Source organism: Burkholderia sp. Ax-1720 (assembly GCF_011753035.1).
In the GTDB taxonomy this organism is placed as follows: Bacteria; Pseudomonadota; Gammaproteobacteria; order Burkholderiales; family Burkholderiaceae; genus Burkholderia; species Burkholderia gladioli.
Window position 1 is genome coordinate 1 of the sequence record NZ_VWWK01000058.1, and the last position, 15,997, is coordinate 15,997.

Sequence of the window (15,997 nt, forward strand, 5' to 3'; positions counted from 1 at the left end):
TTGAACTGCACCAGATGGTTCGCGATGGCGCCGTCGCCGGCACGCTGGCGATCGAGCAGATTCGCGAACACGGGGCCGACAAAGCGCTCGATCGACTGCAGAAGGGTGCGGCAAAGGCAGCGGAGTCCGGCAAGGTCCGCGTGACGAAGAAACACCTCGACGCATCGCCAGACGCTCGACAGCCCGTCGCAGCGCCGCCCAATCACCTGCCCGAGAAATCGCCGAGGCTAGAGCAAGCGTCCACACGATCGAGCGCGCCCGCCAAGATCGGCGAACAGCAGGCAAAGCAACTTTTGCTCGCGCTGCAAGCAGTGCTGCATGATCCGATGTTCGGCCAGTTGTCCCCTGGAACGATCCACGGCGTCCATGCTGCATTGACCGGCCTTGAGGACATGCTCGATCTCCCCGCGCGCGCAGGTCAACACCCGATCCACGTGCCGAATAAGCACGGCGTGTTCGAACAGTGCGAGAGGATCACGTCGCCGCGCGTCAAAAACAAAGGGCAGGCACCCGCCGAAATTCGTCTCGCTCATGTCGACGAGCAGACCTGGATTCATTCGTTCTCGCTAGAGCTGGGTACGAGCGGCATGACCGGTCTTCCATCCTTGGGAAGCTTCACCACGACGTCGCCTACGCGCGGACAAGCAATCCGGGCTGCAGTGGCCGCCATCACACGAGCATTGGAGTCGTCTGCCTCGATGTCGAAGGCAAAGGGCGCAGACGTCGTGCGGAGATGGCTAGACAGGCTGTACGCGATGCCCGACCCCGACTGGACGCCCGAGCTTGCAGCCAAGCGCATAGCCGAAAAGGAGGTTCAATGATGCCTCGCCCGGCTCCCTCTACCCCACGTCCGCTGCCGCGCAAGCGGGAACGCGCGACGAAGCACCCGGCTATCGCGCTCGTAAGTGTCAACGGGACGTCGATGCAGGCGGACAGCAGCGGGCTTCCGCCCGCAAATGCAATCCAGAAAGGGAAGGCGCCGCTCGCGCGGCGCAAACCTATCCAGACGAACAATGCCTTGGCGGATGCCCGCCAAGGCCGGCTCGCGCGGCTCGACGCACTTCGCATCGAGATCCGCACGCTAATCGCCGAAGTCTCGCACGCGGCAGATGTCGAGCTGCTAGATCTGATGGCCGACGAGATCGGTTCATTCGCCCGCCACAAGGCTGCGCAGGAAGCCCGCACCTGGGCAGCAACCGCCGGCATCACGCTCGAAACCGGCCTCATGCAGCTCGCCCGCTCTCTTCCCAATTCCACCGCCCAGAGAACACAATTAGCTCGCGCATCGGCAGTTCAGCGCGCTCCCGCTTCGCCATCTCGGTGTAATACTCCAAGAGCCGATTTAGCTCGTCCGGCGTCGGCCGGCGATCCCGAGCCACTGATTTCCCCGTTAGGCCCAGCCGCTTCCCGACCACCATGGCGTCATCGAACTCGCTTTCCGCCAGCGGATACCCCCATGCTGGCCGAGCGATCCGGACAATCGCGCCCAGGTGCGACATATAGTTTCCGACCGTCTGCGGCTGCACGTCGAGCGATCGGGCAAACTGTATATAGTCCGCGCTCCGCAGCTCCGAGCACGGCCGCTCGGCAATGTCCTTGCCACGAATCGTTTCCAGCACCTGTTTTTTCGTGCGCCCGATGCCGCGTTTGTCCTCGCGGATATAACGCGCGATCACCTCGCCCAGCGTCGGATCCTCCCGCTTCGCCCCCTCGATAGCCCCTGGCTGAGATAGCTCTCGCTCGCGCTTCTTGATCCAGGCCGACGCGGCCGGCTCGCGGTCGAACGTCTTGGCCTCGGTATGGACCACTTTTCCCTTAACTTTCAAACGGATCTGAGCGGTGTAGCCTATACTTCCGTCCTTTCGTTTTCTCGGTACGATCGTGCCCATTTGCCCGGTGCTACATTCCTGTTTTGTGGTGCTACATTGTAGCACCGAGGTGTAAAAACAGTCGTAATCGGCCGGCGAGAGCAGGAAAAGGGACAGATTTAAAATGATCGCAACATTATGATTTTTCAGGAAAAACCAAAGAAATCAACGGGTCGCCAGATTTCCGTTGCACCGATGATGGACTGGACCGACCGCCACTGCCGGTCGCTGCACCGGTCGATTTCGCGCCATACCTGGCTCTATACCGAAATGGTGACGACCGGCGCCCTGCTGCACGGCGACGTCGCGCGCCATCTCGCGTTCACGCCCGAGGAAGCGCCGGTCGCCCTGCAATTGGGCGGCAGCGAACCCGAGGACCTGGCGAAATCGGCCCGGCTCGGCGAGAACTGGGGCTACGACGAGATCAACCTCAACTGCGGCTGCCCGTCCGAGCGCGTGCAGCGCGGCGCGTTCGGCGCCTGCCTGATGAACGAACCGGCGCTGGTGGCCGATTGCGTGAAGGCGATGCGCGACGCCGTGTCGATCCCGGTGACGGTCAAGCACCGGATCGGCGTCGACGCGGTCGAGGATTACGGGTTCGTGCGCGATTTCGTCGGCACGGTCGCCGAGGCAGGCTGCGAGGTGTTCATCGTTCACGCGCGCAACGCGATCCTGAAGGGGCTCTCGCCGAAGGAAAACCGCGAGATCCCGCCGCTCAAGTACGACTATGCCTACCGCCTCAAGCAGGATTTCCCCGATCTCGAAATCCTCATCAATGGCGGCATCACCACGCTGGACGAAGTCGAAACCCACCTGCAGCACGTCGACGGCGTGATGCTGGGCCGCGAGGCCTATCACAACCCCTTCGTGCTGGCCGAGGTCGACGCGCGCTTCTACGGCGCCGCCGGCCCGGCGCCGACGCGCGAGGAAATCGAGGATCGGCTGATCGCCTATTGCATCGACGAAGTCGCGCGCGGCAACTACCTGGGCGCGATCGTGCGCCACGCGCTCGGCCTCTACCGCGGCGTGCATGGCGCGCGCGGCTGGCGCCGGGTGCTATCGGACAGCAAGCGCCTGGCGCGCGGCGATGTAGCGACGATCTTCGCCGAGGCACGCGCGCACCTGAGCGCGCCGGTCGAAACCATCGCCGAACCCGCCCCGGCAGAAAATTTTTAAAAAGGGACTAGACAAGGCGAAAACCTGTCCATATAATCTTGTTCTTCGCTGCTGAAACAAAACAACGGCAACGAAACAGTGGTGGCTGTAGCTCAGTTGGTAGAGTCCAGGATTGTGATTCCTGTCGTCGTGGGTTCGAGTCCCATCAGCCACCCCAAAGAATTCAGAAGTGGGTCTAGTTGAAGGCGGCGCCAATCGAAAGATTGGCGCCGTTTTTGTTTTCAGCTCACGCCGGGCTTAGGCTGGTTCAGGCCGCCTGCGCCCCGCCCGACAACTCTCGATCCACCGCCCCGCGCGCCAGCGCCAGCACCTGGTCGACCACGCTGCGCTCGCTGAGCCAGACGCCGTCGACATGCACCAGCCGCCAACCGATCACCTCGGCCTCGCCGAGCAGCACGCGGTAATGGGCCTTCTCGCCGACCCAGACTTGCTCGGTCTTCACTTCCAGCCGGTAGCCCTTGTACGCCTCGACATAGCCGCCGAGGTCTCGCCCTGTGATATCCATCTTCATTCTCCCGAGCCTCCTCGATCGAAAACCGGTCACTCCGATGATTCCGACAGCACGGCCAGGCCGTCGTCGGTCAGTTCGGCATGCCCATGACGGCCCTGGTACACATAGCCGTCGTTGAGCAGCGCATCGATCACGGGGGCATATTCGATCGGCACGGGCCGCGCGGCGCCGAACCGGTCGATCCATTTCAACGCGTCGATCGCGTCAGGACTGAGTGAGGGCAGCATCGAAATCTCCGCCGTGAAGGAGATTTCATCCTAGCACCTCAATATGAAGCGCCGCGACTGATAAAACGAAAAACGGGGCCGCAAAGCGCGTGCCCCGTCCCTTCTTCGCATGACAGCCCCTCGCCGGCAGCGGACTGGCCGCCCGCGCACGGCCTCAGAGACGCGCGATCGACACCTCGGTCGACTTCACCAGCGCGACCACTTCGGCGCCGACCTTCAGTTCGAGCTCGTCCACCGAGCGCGTGGTGATCACCGAGGTGACGATGCCGAAGGGCGTGTCGACGTCGACCTCGGATACCACCGGCCCACGGATGATTTCCTTGACCTTGCCCTTGAACTGGTTGCGTACGTTGATGGCGATGATGCTCATTGATTGGCTCCGATAGGTTCGGTGAAACGGGGCCGGGCGGCGTCAGACCGCCCAGCGGATACGGGTTGCGGGGGCCGGCGCCTCGAAGGCATCGGGCGCGTCGACCACGGGGCCGCCCTCGAGCACGCGCCGCAGCACGCGATCCTCGAGCGCGGCGAAGGCCGCCGAGGCCCGCGCGCGCGGTCGTTCGAGCGGCACCGGCTGGTCGAGCGCGATCTTTCCCGACTCGATCAGCAGGATCCGGTCGCCGAGCGCGACGGCTTCCTGCACGTCATGCGTGACCAGCAGCGCGGTGAAGCGATGCTCGCGCCAGAGACGCTCGATCAGCGCATGCATCTCGATGCGGGTGAGCGCGTCGAGCGCGCCGAGCGGCTCGTCGAGCAGCAGCAGTTGCGGACGATGCACCAGCGCGCGCGCCAGGGCCACGCGCTGACGCTGGCCGCCCGACAACTGCGCCGGCCAGTCGTTGGCGCGTTCGAGCAGGCCCACCTCGTCGAGCACGGCGCGCGCGTCCTCGCGCGAACGGCGGCCGAGGCCGAGCATCACGTTCTGCAGCACGGTCTTCCAGGGCAGCAGGCGCGCGTCCTGGAACATGATCCGCGTGTCGAGCGCCTGGCCGGTCTCGCTGCGCTTCACCAGCGCCCCGTCGCTCGGCTTCTCGAGTCCGGCGATCAGGCGCAACAGCGTGGACTTGCCGCAGCCGCTGCGCCCGACGATGGCGACGAAGCTGCCGCGCTCGATCGACAGGTTGAAGTCGCTCAATACCGCACGCTCGCCATAGCGCTTGCCGACCTGGCGCAGCTCGATCGAATGGTCGGCGCTGCGCGCGTTCGCGCCCGCCTCCGCCTCGCGGCGCCGCGCGAGCGGCACCACGTGCGCGCCGGCATCGTGTTCGAGCACGGCCGCCGCCTGGCGGTCGCCGTCGTGGATGCGCGACTGGGCGAGTTCGGTATCGAGATCGGCGCCGGCGATCGGGCCGTGGCCGGGGTTCAGGGTGCTCGCATTCATGACTTGGCTCCCGGTTGATACGCGGGGTGCCAGCGCAGCGTCGCGCGTTCGAGCCACTTGGCGAGCACGTCGGCGAGCTTGCCGAGGATCGCGTACAGCAGGATGCCGACCACCACCACATCGGTTTGCAGGAATTCGCGCGCGTTCATCGTCATGTAGCCGATGCCCGATTGCGCCGAGATCGTCTCGGCCACGATCAGCATCACCCACATCAGGCCGAGCGCGAAACGCACGCCGACCAGGATCGAAGGCAGCGCGCCAGGCAGGATCACGTCGCGGTAGAGCGCGAAGCCCTTCACGCCGTAGCTCTTGGCCATCTCGATCAGGTTCGCGTCGACCGAGCGGATCCCGTGGTAGGTGTTGATGTAGATCGGGAAGAACACGCCGAGCGAGACCAGGAACAGCTTGGCCTTCTCGTCGATGCCGAACCACAGGATCACCAGCGGGATCATCGCCAGCGCGGGGATGTTGCGGATCATCTGGATGGTCGAATCGAGCGCGACCTCGGCGGCCTTCGACAGCCCGGTGGCGAGGCCGAGCACCAGGCCCACGCCGCCGCCGATCGCGAAGCCGACCAGCGCGCGCCAGGTGCTGACCTTGACGTTGGCCCACATGTCGCCCGATTCGATCAGCGACCAGGCCGCGCGCACCACCGCGAGCGGCTCGGGCAGCACGCGGGTGGACAGCGCGCCGGTGCGCGCGGCCAGTTCCCAGGCCACGATCAGGCCGATCGGTACCAGCCAGGGGGCGATCGCGCGCCAGCCGCGTCGTGCCACGCCGCGGCCGATCGAGCGAGACCGGGCCTGAGTCTGCAGTGCAGGAATTGCCATGCGCGCCTCCCTCAGCTCTGGCTCGCCTTGGGCGCGTAATGATTGCCGACCACCTCGCCGAACGGCCCCGACAACGGCCCGCTGCGGCGCGTGGCGCTCTCGCCCTTGATCAGCGGGAACACCAGCTCGGCAAAACGATAAGACTCCTCGAGATGCGGGTAGCCCGACAGGATGAAGGTCTCGATGCCGAGCGCCTCGTACTCGCGCATGCGCTCGGCCACCTGCTCGGCGCTGCCGACCAGGGCCGTGCCGGCGCCGCCGCGCACCAGGCCGACGCCGGCCCACAGGTTCGGATAGACCTCCAGGTCCTGGCGCGAACCGCGCTTGCCGCCGTGCAGCGCGGCCATCCGGCGCTGCCCTTCCGAATCCATCTTCGCGAAGGCCTGTTGGGCCCGCGCGATGGTGGCGTCGTCGAGGCGGCTGATCAGCTTGTCGGCATCGGCCCAGGCCTCTTCCTCGGTCTCGCGCACGATCACGTGCAGGCGAATCCCGAACTTGATCTTGCGGCCGCGCGCCTCGGCACGCGCCCGAATGTCGGCGATCTTCTTCGCCACCGCCTCGGGCGGCTCGCCCCAGGTCAGGTAGGTATCGATATGGTCGGCCGCGATCTGGTGCGCCGCAGGCGACGAGCCGCCGAACCACAGCGGCGGATGCGGGTCCTGGACCGGCGGATAGAGCAGCTTGCCGCCCTTCGACTGCAGGTGCCTGCCGTCGAAATCGACCGTGCCGTCCTGGTGCGACTTCGCCAGCAGCTCGCGCCAGATATGCAGGAATTCGTCGGTGATCTGGTAGCGCGTATCGTGGTCGACGAACACGCCGTCGCCCTCGAGCTCGGCGGTATCGCCGCCGGTCACCACGTTGATCAGCAGGCGCCCTTCCGAGAGCCGGTCGAAGGTCGAGGCCATGCGCGCCGACAGCCCCGGCGAGGACAGCCCGGGCCGCACCGCGACCAGGAACTTCAGGCGCTTGGTGGCCGGGATCAGGCTCGAGGCGACCACCCACGCGTCCTCGCAGGAACGGCCGGTCGGCAGCAGCACGCCTTCGTAGCCGAGCGTGTCGGCCGCCACGGCGACCTGCCTGAAGTAATCGTAATCGGCCGCGCGCGCGCCTTCGGAGGTACCGAGGTAGCGGCTGTCGCCGTGCGTCGGAATAAACCAGAACACATTCATCTGCTGCTCCTGCCTGACTGTTCTTGCAAAAATTCGGGCAAAGCGAGGCCCTCGGCGCCAATTGGGCACCGAACAGGATCGTCTGCCGGGAATGGGTCTCGCCGGATCGAAACCGGATCGAAGCGCGCGGCGGCCGAGCTCGCCGTGCACGGGAAGACGGGCTTTACCGTCTCTGGGAAATCAGTCTAGGGAGGGGGGCATCGTTTAGGAACGATTTTTTTGAGCTTAGGTTTTCCGCTTTCGTGATTTGCGCGCTGCTGCAGCGAATATCGCGGCGCGCGGGCGGTCGGACCCCGACTCGCCCCTCTATAATGGCGAACCCGAATCCGACCAACCCGCGCACCCGGCCCGGCGCCGCGCGCGCCCTAGCTCGCTCCGATGCAGAAAGTCATCCTGCCGTTCCTGTCCGGCTTCCTCGCCGCCCTGTTCTTCCGCGAAGCGACGCTCGCCCTGCTGCACGCGGCGGGGCTGATCGAGACGGCCGGCTTCTCGGTCGAGCCGTTCCTGCCGTTCGGCATGCCGGAGTTCATCGTCAACGCGCTGATCAGCGCGTGCTGGGCGATCCTGATGGCCTGGCTGCTGCGCGTCGCGCCCGAGCGGCGCGCGCCGTGGATCCAGGCGCTGGTGTTCGGCGGCATCGTGCCGACCGCGGCGCGCGTGTTCGCGATCGATCCACTGCGCGGCATCTGGCCGGCCGGCAACATGCTCTCGCCGCTGGCGGTGGGCTTCGCGGCCAATGCGATCTGGGGCTGGGGGGCGCTGGTGTTCATGCGCGCCTTCATGTCCGACGACGATTACGAGGACTGAGCGGCACGCCGCTCGCTCGACCGGGCGCGGCACGCCGGATGATCATGCCGGCCGCGCCGCCCTGCGCTCTCCCCGCACCGTTCTCTTCTCTCTCTCCTGGCCACACGGCTCGATCACGCAGCGGATGCGTATCGACGGCCCAGGAACGCCGAAACCTCCCGATCAGTGCGCCTGCATCTTCGAGAACAGGTTCAGCACCACCACGCCGGCGATGATCAACGCGAGGCCGATCACGGCCGGCAGGTCGGGCACCTGGCGATACAGCACGATCGCCACCAGCGTGATCAGCACGATGCCGGCGCCGGACCAGATCGCGTAGACGATGCCGACCGGCATGCTCTTGAGCGTGAGCGACAGCCCGTAGAACGCGACGCCGTAACCGGCGATCACGATCACGGTCGGCAGCAGGCGGGTGAACCCTTCGGAAGCGCGCAAGGCGGAGGTGCCGATCACCTCGGCGACGATCGCGATGGCGAGCCAGGCATAGGCGGGCAGCTTCATGATCGATCACTCCCCGGCCAGCGCGAGCGCGGCATAGTCATGGCCGAGCTCGGCGCACAAGGCCTCGACCACCAACTCGTGATCGGCGCGCTGCGGCAGCCCCGAGACGGTAATCGTGCCGATCACGCCGGCGCCCGCCACCGTCAGCGGAAACGCGCCGCCATGCGAGGCGTATTCGGTATCGGGCAGGCCGTGCTTCTCGGCCAGCGTGGTGCCGGCCTGCTTCATGCGCAGGCCGATCGCGTAGGAACTGCGCCGGAAGTGCGCGACCGTGTTGCGCTTGCGCGCGACCCAGGCGACGTTGTCGGGCGTGGCGCCCTCGAGCGCCGCGAAGAACAGCGGCAGGCCGAAGCCGGCGATCTCGATGGCCACAGCGTGGCCGCGCGCCACCGCCATCTCGCGCAGGCGCGTGCCGAGCGTCCAGGCGCGGGCCGTGTCGAATCGGGGAAAGACCAGGGTGTGTTCCTGAACCAAGATCGATTGCAGATCGTGTGCGAAGTCCATAAGCAGGCGTCGAGATGGGCAGGCATCGTGAGCTGCGCGCGTCGGCGCACGCTGCCCTGCCACGTGATGGGAAGGATCGGAAACCTCCGGGAGATTCTAGCCCAGCGCCCCTCGCCAACGGCGAGATGACGGGGACAGATAAAACGCTTGCACGATCTTCGAGAAGCCCATATAATTTAATTCTTCTGACGGACGCGGGGTGGAGCAGTCTGGCAGCTCGTCGGGCTCATAACCCGAAGGTCGTAGGTTCAAATCCTACCCCCGCAACCAAGTTGGACAGATGATGGGTCACGGCACTTGAGGCTGGTGGCCCATTTTCTTTTTCGGCGTCCCTTCCGCTATCCTCGGCGGTTCGTCCGCCGCAGCGACCGACCGGCACGAACCGCCTCGAAGACATCGCGCCGACACGCTTCGCGGCGCATTCCGAGCGTTCGAGAATGCCCCCGCCCGGTGATACACTCGCATCACCTTTTCGCTCCCCATCCCTATGAAATTCTGCTCAGTCTGCGGCCACGAAGTCATCTCGCGCATCCCTTCCGGCGACAACCGCGAACGCTTCGTCTGCGACCAATGCGGCACGATCCACTACCAGAATCCGCGCAACGTGGTCGGCACGGTGCCGGTGTGGGGCGATCAGGTGCTGCTGTGCCGGCGCGCGATCGAGCCGCGCCACGGCTACTGGACGCTGCCGGCGGGCTTCATGGAGATGGGCGAGACGACCTCCGAGGCCGCCGCGCGCGAGACGCTCGAGGAAGCGGGCGCGCACGTCGAGGTGCAGAACCTGTTCACGCTGCTGAACGTGCCGCACGTGCACCAGGTCCATCTGTTCTACCTGGCGCGCCTGACCGGCCCCGAGTACGAGGCCGGCGAGGAAAGCCTGGAGGTGCGCCTGTTCGACGAGGCCGAGATCCCCTGGGACGACATCGCCTTCCCGACCGTCAGCCAGACCCTGCGCCTGTTCTTCGCCGACCGCGCCGCCGGCAGCTTCGGCGTTCACACCGGCGACATCTTCCGCTCGCTGCGCAACGGCTGACGAGCGCCGCATGGTCCCCTGGCTCGCGGCCGACGATCCCTTCCCGAGCGTCGAACAGGCGCTCGGCCCCGCCAGCGGCGCACCGGGCCTGCTCGCCGCGAGCGCCGAGCTGCGGCCCGAGCGCGTGGCCGAGGCCTATCATCGCGGCATCTTCCCCTGGTATTCCGACGGCCAGCCCGTGCTGTGGTGGAGCCCCGATCCGCGCATGGTCCTGGCGCCGGCCGAGTTCCGCGTCTCCGTCACGTTTCGCAAGACGCTGCGCCGCGTGCTGCGCGACACGCGCTGGGAGATCCGCGTCGACCACGATTTTCCCGCCGTGATGCGTGCCTGCGCGCAGGCACCGCGCGAAGGCCAGCGCGGCACCTGGATCACCGACGAGATCGTCGCCGCCTACAGCGCGCTGCATCGCGACGGCCACGCCCACAGCATCGAGACCTGGCACGACGGCGAACGCGTCGGCGGGCTCTATGGCGTGGCCTTCGGCACCATGTTCTTCGGCGAGTCGATGTTCGCGAAGGCCAGCGACGCCTCGAAGATCGCGCTCGCCGGCCTGGTCGCGCACCTGCTCGCGCACCAGGTGACGATGATCGACTGCCAGCAGAACACCGCGCACCTGGCTTCGCTCGGCGGCCGCGAGATCGATCGCCGCGAGTTCGTGGCGCATGTGCGAGACAACGTCGGCCGCGCGCCGATCCCCTGGCGCTTCGACAAGCAGGTGCTCGCGCGACTGACCGGCTCCGCCGCCCAGGACTGACCCGCCGCGCGCAACGCGCGAGGCGCGAGTTCGGCCGCCGCCCCAATCCATTCACGTTCCCGCCTCGCGCCTTCACACTACCGCGCAACAGGCGCCGGGCGCGGCCCGCAACGCGCGGCAAGCCTGCTCGCGACGATGCCGCCGAAGCCCGCGCCGCCCCCTCCTCACGGCGGTATTTTTCATGTTACCTTTGTCGTCATCCGACCGGCCGGCGCTCGCCGAGGCCGGCACCATCCGACAAGACATCCGATGCCCACCCTGACGATTCGTCCCCCGTTCGCGCCGCGTCCCGCGTCGGCTGCCGCACGCGCCTCGCGCGTGGTGAGCCGCCGCGCCGGGCCCGCCTGCGGGATCCGTTCGGGTCCGGCTCGGCACGCACTGCGGTCCGGCGATCTGCGCCGGGCCCGCTGACGCGAACCTCCGCCTCGAGAGCTGCCCATGACTCATCCCACCGAGTTGCCGCTTTCACCGCTTTCGGCCCTGCAGTTCTATGCAACGGCGCCCTACCCCTGCAGTTATCTCGATGGCCGCGTGGCCCGCTCGCAGGTCGCCACGCCCAGCCACCTGATCAATTCCGACATCTACACCGAACTCGTCAAGGCCGGCTTTCGCCGCTCGGGCGTGTTCACCTATCGCCCCTACTGCGACGGCTGCCGCGCCTGCATCCCGGTGCGCGTGCCGGTCGACGCCTTCGAGCCGAACCGCACCCAGCGCAAGATGTGGAGCCGGCATCGCGGCCTGGTGGCGACCGTCTCGCCGCTGCACTACGACGAGGAGCACTACGCGCTCTACATGCGCTACCAGTCGGCGCGGCACGCGGGCGGCGGCATGGATCGCGACAGTCGCGACCAGTACGAGCAGTTCCTGCTGCAGAGCCGGATCAATTCGCGGCTGGTCGAATTCCGCGACGCGAACCCCGCCGAGACGGCGGACCGCGACGGCCAGCCGGCCGACGCGCCCGGCACGCTGCGCATGATCAGCATGATCGACATCCTCGGTGACGGGCTGTCCTCGGTCTACACCTTCTTCGAGCCGGAAGACCCGCGCCGCAGCTACGGCACCTACAACATCCTCTGGCAGATCGAGCAGGCACGCAGCCTGCGCCTGCCCTACGTCTATCTCGGCTACTGGATCCGCGAGAGCCAGAAGATGGCCTACAAGGCGAACTTCCGCCCGCTCGAGGGCCTGGTCGACGGACGCTGGCGGCCGCTCGACCCGGCCACCGTGAACCTGCCCCCCGTCGACGCGGCGCTGGCCCGCGCGCCCTTACCCGGTGGCATCGGCGGCATCGGCGGCCAGCGCTGAGGCACGGGCTGGCCGAACGCCGGTCGCGTTCGGTTAAAATGCCGGGTTATCCATTTCCGGCCCCGGCCCCCTCGTCGTGTTCAGCTCCCTTTATCCGCTCGCCCGCGCGTCCCTGTTCAAGATGGACGCCGAAGATGCCCACCACCTGACGCTGCGCATGCTCGGCGCCGCCGGCCGCACCGGCCTCGCGAGTCTGCTCGCGCCCAGCGTGCCGGAGGTGCCGCGCACCGTGATGGGCCTCACGTTTCGCAACCCGGTCGGGCTCGCGGCGGGACTCGACAAGGACGGCGCCTGCATCGACGGCCTGGCCGCGCTCGGCTTCGGCTTCATCGAAGTCGGCACGGTCACGCCGCGCGCGCAGCCGGGCAATCCGCGCCCGCGCATCTTCCGCCTGCCCGAGGCGAACGCGGTGATCAACCGGATGGGCTTCAACAACCACGGTGTCGACCAGTTCGTGAAGAACGTGCAGGCGGCCCGCTATCGCGGCGTGCTGGGCCTGAACATCGGCAAGAACGCCGACACGCCGATCGAGCGCGCGGCCGAGGACTATCTCTACTGCCTCGAGCGCGTCTACCCGTTCGCGAGCTACGTGACGATCAACATCTCCTCGCCTAACACCAAGAACCTGCGCCAGTTGCAAGGCACCGACGAGCTCGACGCGCTGCTCGCCGCGCTCAAGGACAAGCAGGCGCGCCTGGCCGACCTGCACGGCAAGCTGGTGCCGCTCGCGCTGAAGATCGCCCCCGATCTCGACGACGAGCAGGTCAAGGAAATCGCCGCGCTGCTGCTGCGCCACCGGATCGAGGCGGTGATCGCCACCAACACCACGCTCTCGCGCAGCGCCGTGCAGGGCCTGCCGCATGCCGAGGAAACCGGCGGCCTGTCGGGCCGCCCGGTGTTCGAGGCATCCAACGAGGTGATCCGCAAGCTGCACGCCGAACTCGGCGCGGCGGTGCCGATCATTGGGGTTGGCGGCATCTTTTCGGGCGAGGACGCGCGTGCGAAACTCGCCGCCGGTGCCGCGCTGGTGCAGCTCTACACGGGCTTCATCTATCGCGGTCCGCCGCTGGTGGCCGATTGCGTGAAGGCGATCGCGCGCGGCTGAAACCGGTTATATAGAAATAGACAAACGATAGTTAGACATCGATTGCCTCGTCGCTATGATGCCTGCCTGTCGTCAACGCCCGCTGCGGGCATTACAGGGTAAAGAATGAAGATTGTGTCGCTGAAGAAGCTCCTGACCGCCGCCCTGATCGGCGCCTCGTTCGTCGCCGCCACCTCCCACGCGGCCGACCTGCTCGACGAGGCCAAGCAGCGCGGCACGCTGCGCATCGGCCTGGAGGGCACCTTCCCGCCGTTCAACTCGAAGGCGCCGTCGGGCGAGCTGGTCGGCTACGACGTCGACATCGCCAAGGCCGTGGCCGCCAAGCTCGGCCTCAAGCCGGAATTCGTCACCACCGAATGGAGCGGCATCATCGCCGGCCTGCAGGCGGGCAAGTTCGACGTGATCGTGAACCAGGTGGGCGTGACCGACAAGCGCAAGGAAGTGCTGGACTTCTCCCCGGCCTATACCTACTCGGCCGCGCAGCTGATCCAGCGCAAGGACGACACGCGCAACTTCAAGTCGCTCGACGAGCTGAAGGGCAAGAAGCTCGGCGTGGGCCTCGGCACCAACTACATGGACGTGGCCAAGTCGGTGCCCGGCATCGACGTCAAGACCTACCCGGGCGCGCCCGAGTACTTGCGCGACCTGGCCGCCGGCCGCCTGGACGCGGCACTCAACGATCGCCTGATGCTGGCCTACCTGCTGAAGAACTCGCAGTTGCCGCTGCGCACCGGCGCGACGCTGGAAGCCGGCCAGCCTTCGGCGATCCCGTTCAAGAAGGGCAATCCGAAGTTCGCCAAGGCGATCGACGACGCGATGACCCAGCTCGAGGCGGACGGCACCTTCACGAAGATCTCGGACAAGTGGTTCGGCATCGACGTCTCGAAGCCGCTCAAGTAAAGCGGCAGGCGTGACGACGAAGGGCGGCATCGGTGACGATGCCGCCCTTCGTTTTGTTTCCGCTCGGTTTATTATTGCGCTTTTCGCGCCCGCCCCAACCGCCCCACATGTCGATCCCATCCCTGCTCGTCGATTCGCTGCCCGTGCTTGCGCAGGGCGCGGTCCTGACCGTCAAGTTCGCCGTCCTGTCGATGGTGTTCGGCCTCGTCCTCGCCGTGGTGCTGGCGCTGATGGGCATCGCCCGCAACCGCGTGCTGAACGCGATCGCGCGCATCTACGTGAGCCTGATGCGCGGCACGCCGCTGCTGGTGCAGATCTTCGTGATCTACTACGGCCTGCCGAGCCTGGGCATTTCGCTCGATCCGACGCCGGCCGGCGTGATCGCGCTGTCGGCCAACGTCGCGGCCTACATGTCCGAAAGCATGCGCGGCGCGATCCTCGGCATCGAGAGCGGCCAGTGGCTCGCCTCGTACAGCCTGGGCCTGTCCTGGGGGCAGACGCTGCGCTACGTGATCGGCCCGCAGGCGCTGCGCATCGCCGTGCCGAGCCTGTCGAACAGCCTGATCAGCCTGATCAAGGACACCTCGCTGGTATCGGTGATCACCGTCACCGAGCTGCTGCGCAGCGCCCAGGAAATCATCGCCTCGACCTACCAGCCGCTGCCGCTCTACCTGGCCGCGGCCGCCGTCTACTGGGTGCTCTGCCAGGTGCTCGAATGGGTGCAGCGCTGGTGGGAACGCCGGCTCGCCCTGCCGACTCGCCACTGAAGTCGAGCGAGCCGGGCGCGCCCGGCTCGCTCGCCCCTTCGCTCACCCTCTCGCTCAAGCCGCGCCGGAATCCCGGTCCGCCGCGAAACGCACGCCGAGCGCCGCCCGCGCGGCATCGCTCATCGCGATCATGCGACGCGAATGCGCGTGCGTCATCACCGGGCTCTCGGTCAGCCCCTCGCGCAGCAGCGCGCAGAAGTGCTCGGTCTCGTAGTTGAGGCCGCCGCCCGAGAACGGTTCGTCGAGCTCGACCACCCGGCCGTCGACATAGCGGATCGTCGCCTTGGCCGGGTTCCACCAGTTCTCGTGGATCGTCACGGTGCCGCCCTCGGCGGCCAGCAGCGCGTCGCCGCGCCCCGCAAGGTCCAGCCCGCAGAACAATTGCGCGATGCCCTGCTCGTGGCGGCTGTTCAGGCTCGCGAACAGGTCGACGCCGGTCGCACCGACGCGGCCCAGCGTCTGCACCTCGAGCGGCTCGCCGAGCCAGTCGACCGCCAGGAACATCTCGTAGATGCCGATATCGAGCAGCGCGCCGCCCGCGCCCTCGAAGCTGAAGCTGGGATGATCGGCCGGCACCGTCGCGATCGAGCAGCCTGCCCGCACCAGCCGGATCGGACCGACCGGATCCTGCGCCAGGTGCTCGCGCAGGCGCCGGTACAGCGGATAGAACGGCGGCTTCATCGCCTCCATGAACAGCAGCCCGGCCGACTTCGCGGCCGCCAGCACCGTGTCGAGCTCGCGCGCGTTGACGGTGGCCGGCTTCTCGCAGAGCACGGCCTTGCCGGCCGCGAGCGCGGCCAGCGCATAGGCGGCATGGCTGTCGTTGTGGGTGGCGATGTAGATCGCGTCGAGATCGGATGCGCAGAGCGCCTCGAAGCTCGCCACCGGCGAGCCGCCGAGCTCTGCACAAAAGCCTGCTGCCGCTTCGGCGCGGCGCGCCCAGACGTGGGTAAGCGTGGCGCCCGCCACGTGCTGCAGCGATTGCGCGAAGCGGCGCGCGATCGCGCCGGCACCGACGATGCCGAAACGAATCGTGCGGAGCGCCGGGTTCGATTGGGAAGAGGAAAGGCTCATGGGAATCGGAAGGAAGCGGAACTGCCACGCCGGCCGGGCCGGCGGCGAGCCGTCATGATAACGGGCCGCCGCCTTGCACGGCAGCCCG

The 15,997-nt window shown here is 67.1% G+C and carries 18 protein-coding genes, 2 tRNA genes and 1 pseudogene; 11 read left to right on the forward strand and 10 right to left on the reverse strand.

Translation table 11 applies throughout. The features are described 5' to 3' along the window. Positions 1-821 (forward strand): annotated as a pseudogene (locus F3J18_RS18095) (pyridoxal phosphate biosynthetic protein PdxJ); the annotation flags it as partial. Between the two features lie 402 nt (positions 822-1,223). Here the strand turns inward: F3J18_RS18095 and F3J18_RS38215 are convergent. Then, the gene (locus tag F3J18_RS38215) at positions 1,224-1,889 is read right to left on the reverse strand and encodes a hypothetical protein (RefSeq protein WP_240154609.1); all 666 of its coding nucleotides are present in this window, start codon (positions 1,887-1,889) and stop codon (positions 1,224-1,226) included. 117 nt (positions 1,890-2,006) lie between these two features. On the opposite strand from F3J18_RS38215, the gene dusA reads away from it, so the two are divergent. Then, entirely contained in the window at positions 2,007-3,044 is a 1,038-nt protein-coding gene (dusA, locus tag F3J18_RS18105; protein WP_166913566.1) for a tRNA dihydrouridine(20/20a) synthase DusA, read from the forward strand. Positions 3,045-3,125: 81 nt separating this feature from the next. Further along, positions 3,126-3,201: transfer RNA gene (locus tag F3J18_RS18110), tRNA-His, on the forward strand. A 90-nt stretch (positions 3,202-3,291) separates the two neighbouring features. On the opposite strand, the gene F3J18_RS18115 is transcribed toward F3J18_RS18110, so the two are convergent. The 6 genes from F3J18_RS18115 to ssuD all read right to left on the reverse strand — a co-directional run bounded on the left by F3J18_RS18115 (position 3,292) and on the right by ssuD (position 7,159). Then, positions 3,292-3,549, reverse strand: coding sequence for a hypothetical protein (locus F3J18_RS18115; RefSeq protein WP_013697843.1), 258 nt, complete (start codon positions 3,547-3,549; stop codon positions 3,292-3,294). 35 nt (positions 3,550-3,584) lie between these two features. Further along, complete coding sequence (locus F3J18_RS18120) at positions 3,585-3,782, reverse strand: hypothetical protein (RefSeq protein WP_025101271.1); 198 nt, start codon at positions 3,780-3,782, stop codon at positions 3,585-3,587. Between the two features lie 154 nt (positions 3,783-3,936). Beyond that, a complete protein-coding gene (locus F3J18_RS18125; RefSeq protein WP_013697841.1) occupies positions 3,937-4,152 on the reverse strand; it encodes a molybdopterin-binding protein in 216 nt (71 codons plus the stop codon). A 42-nt stretch (positions 4,153-4,194) separates the two neighbouring features. Further along, positions 4,195-5,160, reverse strand: coding sequence for an ATP-binding cassette domain-containing protein (locus F3J18_RS18130; protein ID WP_166913567.1), 966 nt, complete (start codon positions 5,158-5,160; stop codon positions 4,195-4,197). Next, positions 5,157-5,990, reverse strand: a complete 834-nt coding sequence (gene ssuC / locus F3J18_RS18135) for an aliphatic sulfonate ABC transporter permease SsuC (RefSeq protein WP_166913568.1) — start codon at positions 5,988-5,990, stop codon at positions 5,157-5,159. The genes F3J18_RS18130 and ssuC overlap by 4 nt, the downstream gene beginning before the upstream one ends. A gap of 11 nt (positions 5,991-6,001) precedes the next feature. Beyond that, complete coding sequence (gene ssuD, locus F3J18_RS18140; RefSeq protein ID WP_013697838.1) at positions 6,002-7,159, reverse strand: FMNH2-dependent alkanesulfonate monooxygenase; 1,158 nt, start codon at positions 7,157-7,159, stop codon at positions 6,002-6,004. Between the two features lie 378 nt (positions 7,160-7,537). On the opposite strand from ssuD, the gene F3J18_RS18145 reads away from it, so the two are divergent. Next, on the forward strand, positions 7,538-7,966 hold the full coding sequence (locus tag F3J18_RS18145) for a hypothetical protein (RefSeq protein WP_025101274.1): 429 nt from the start codon (positions 7,538-7,540) through the stop codon (positions 7,964-7,966). Between the two features lie 162 nt (positions 7,967-8,128). Here the strand turns inward: F3J18_RS18145 and F3J18_RS18150 are convergent, their stop codons facing one another. Together F3J18_RS18150 and F3J18_RS18155 are read right to left on the reverse strand one after the other, a co-directional pair. Beyond that, positions 8,129-8,467, reverse strand: a complete 339-nt coding sequence (locus tag F3J18_RS18150; protein WP_013697836.1) for a multidrug efflux SMR transporter — start codon at positions 8,465-8,467, stop codon at positions 8,129-8,131. Positions 8,468-8,473: 6 nt separating this feature from the next. Then, positions 8,474-8,971 (reverse strand): heme-degrading domain-containing protein, encoded by a 498-nt coding sequence (locus tag F3J18_RS18155; RefSeq protein WP_013697835.1) that lies wholly within the window; start codon positions 8,969-8,971, stop codon positions 8,474-8,476. Between the two features lie 193 nt (positions 8,972-9,164). On the opposite strand from F3J18_RS18155, the gene F3J18_RS18160 reads away from it, so the two are divergent. From F3J18_RS18160 to F3J18_RS18190, 7 genes are all read left to right on the forward strand, one after another. After that, positions 9,165-9,241: transfer RNA gene (locus F3J18_RS18160), tRNA-Met, on the forward strand. Between the two features lie 217 nt (positions 9,242-9,458). After that, positions 9,459-10,004, forward strand: a complete 546-nt coding sequence (locus F3J18_RS18165; protein WP_025101275.1) for an NUDIX hydrolase — start codon at positions 9,459-9,461, stop codon at positions 10,002-10,004. Between the two features lie 10 nt (positions 10,005-10,014). After that, positions 10,015-10,758: a leucyl/phenylalanyl-tRNA--protein transferase gene (gene aat / locus F3J18_RS18170; protein ID WP_025101276.1), complete on the forward strand. Its 744-nt coding sequence runs from the start codon at positions 10,015-10,017 to the stop codon at positions 10,756-10,758. A 438-nt stretch (positions 10,759-11,196) separates the two neighbouring features. After that, positions 11,197-12,063 (forward strand): arginyltransferase, encoded by an 867-nt coding sequence (locus F3J18_RS18175; RefSeq protein ID WP_025101277.1) that lies wholly within the window; start codon positions 11,197-11,199, stop codon positions 12,061-12,063. Between the two features lie 76 nt (positions 12,064-12,139). Continuing rightward, positions 12,140-13,168: a quinone-dependent dihydroorotate dehydrogenase gene (locus F3J18_RS18180; protein WP_166913569.1), complete on the forward strand. Its 1,029-nt coding sequence runs from the start codon at positions 12,140-12,142 to the stop codon at positions 13,166-13,168. 105 nt (positions 13,169-13,273) lie between these two features. Then, the gene (locus F3J18_RS18185) at positions 13,274-14,068 is read left to right on the forward strand and encodes a transporter substrate-binding domain-containing protein (protein ID WP_166913570.1); all 795 of its coding nucleotides are present in this window, start codon (positions 13,274-13,276) and stop codon (positions 14,066-14,068) included. Between the two features lie 107 nt (positions 14,069-14,175). Next, entirely contained in the window at positions 14,176-14,835 is a 660-nt protein-coding gene (locus F3J18_RS18190) for an amino acid ABC transporter permease (protein WP_025101280.1), read from the forward strand. A gap of 54 nt (positions 14,836-14,889) precedes the next feature. Here the strand turns inward: F3J18_RS18190 and F3J18_RS18195 are convergent, their stop codons facing one another. Beyond that, positions 14,890-15,909 (reverse strand): Gfo/Idh/MocA family oxidoreductase, encoded by a 1,020-nt coding sequence (locus F3J18_RS18195; protein WP_166913571.1) that lies wholly within the window; start codon positions 15,907-15,909, stop codon positions 14,890-14,892. Between the last annotated feature and the right edge of the window lie 88 nt (positions 15,910-15,997).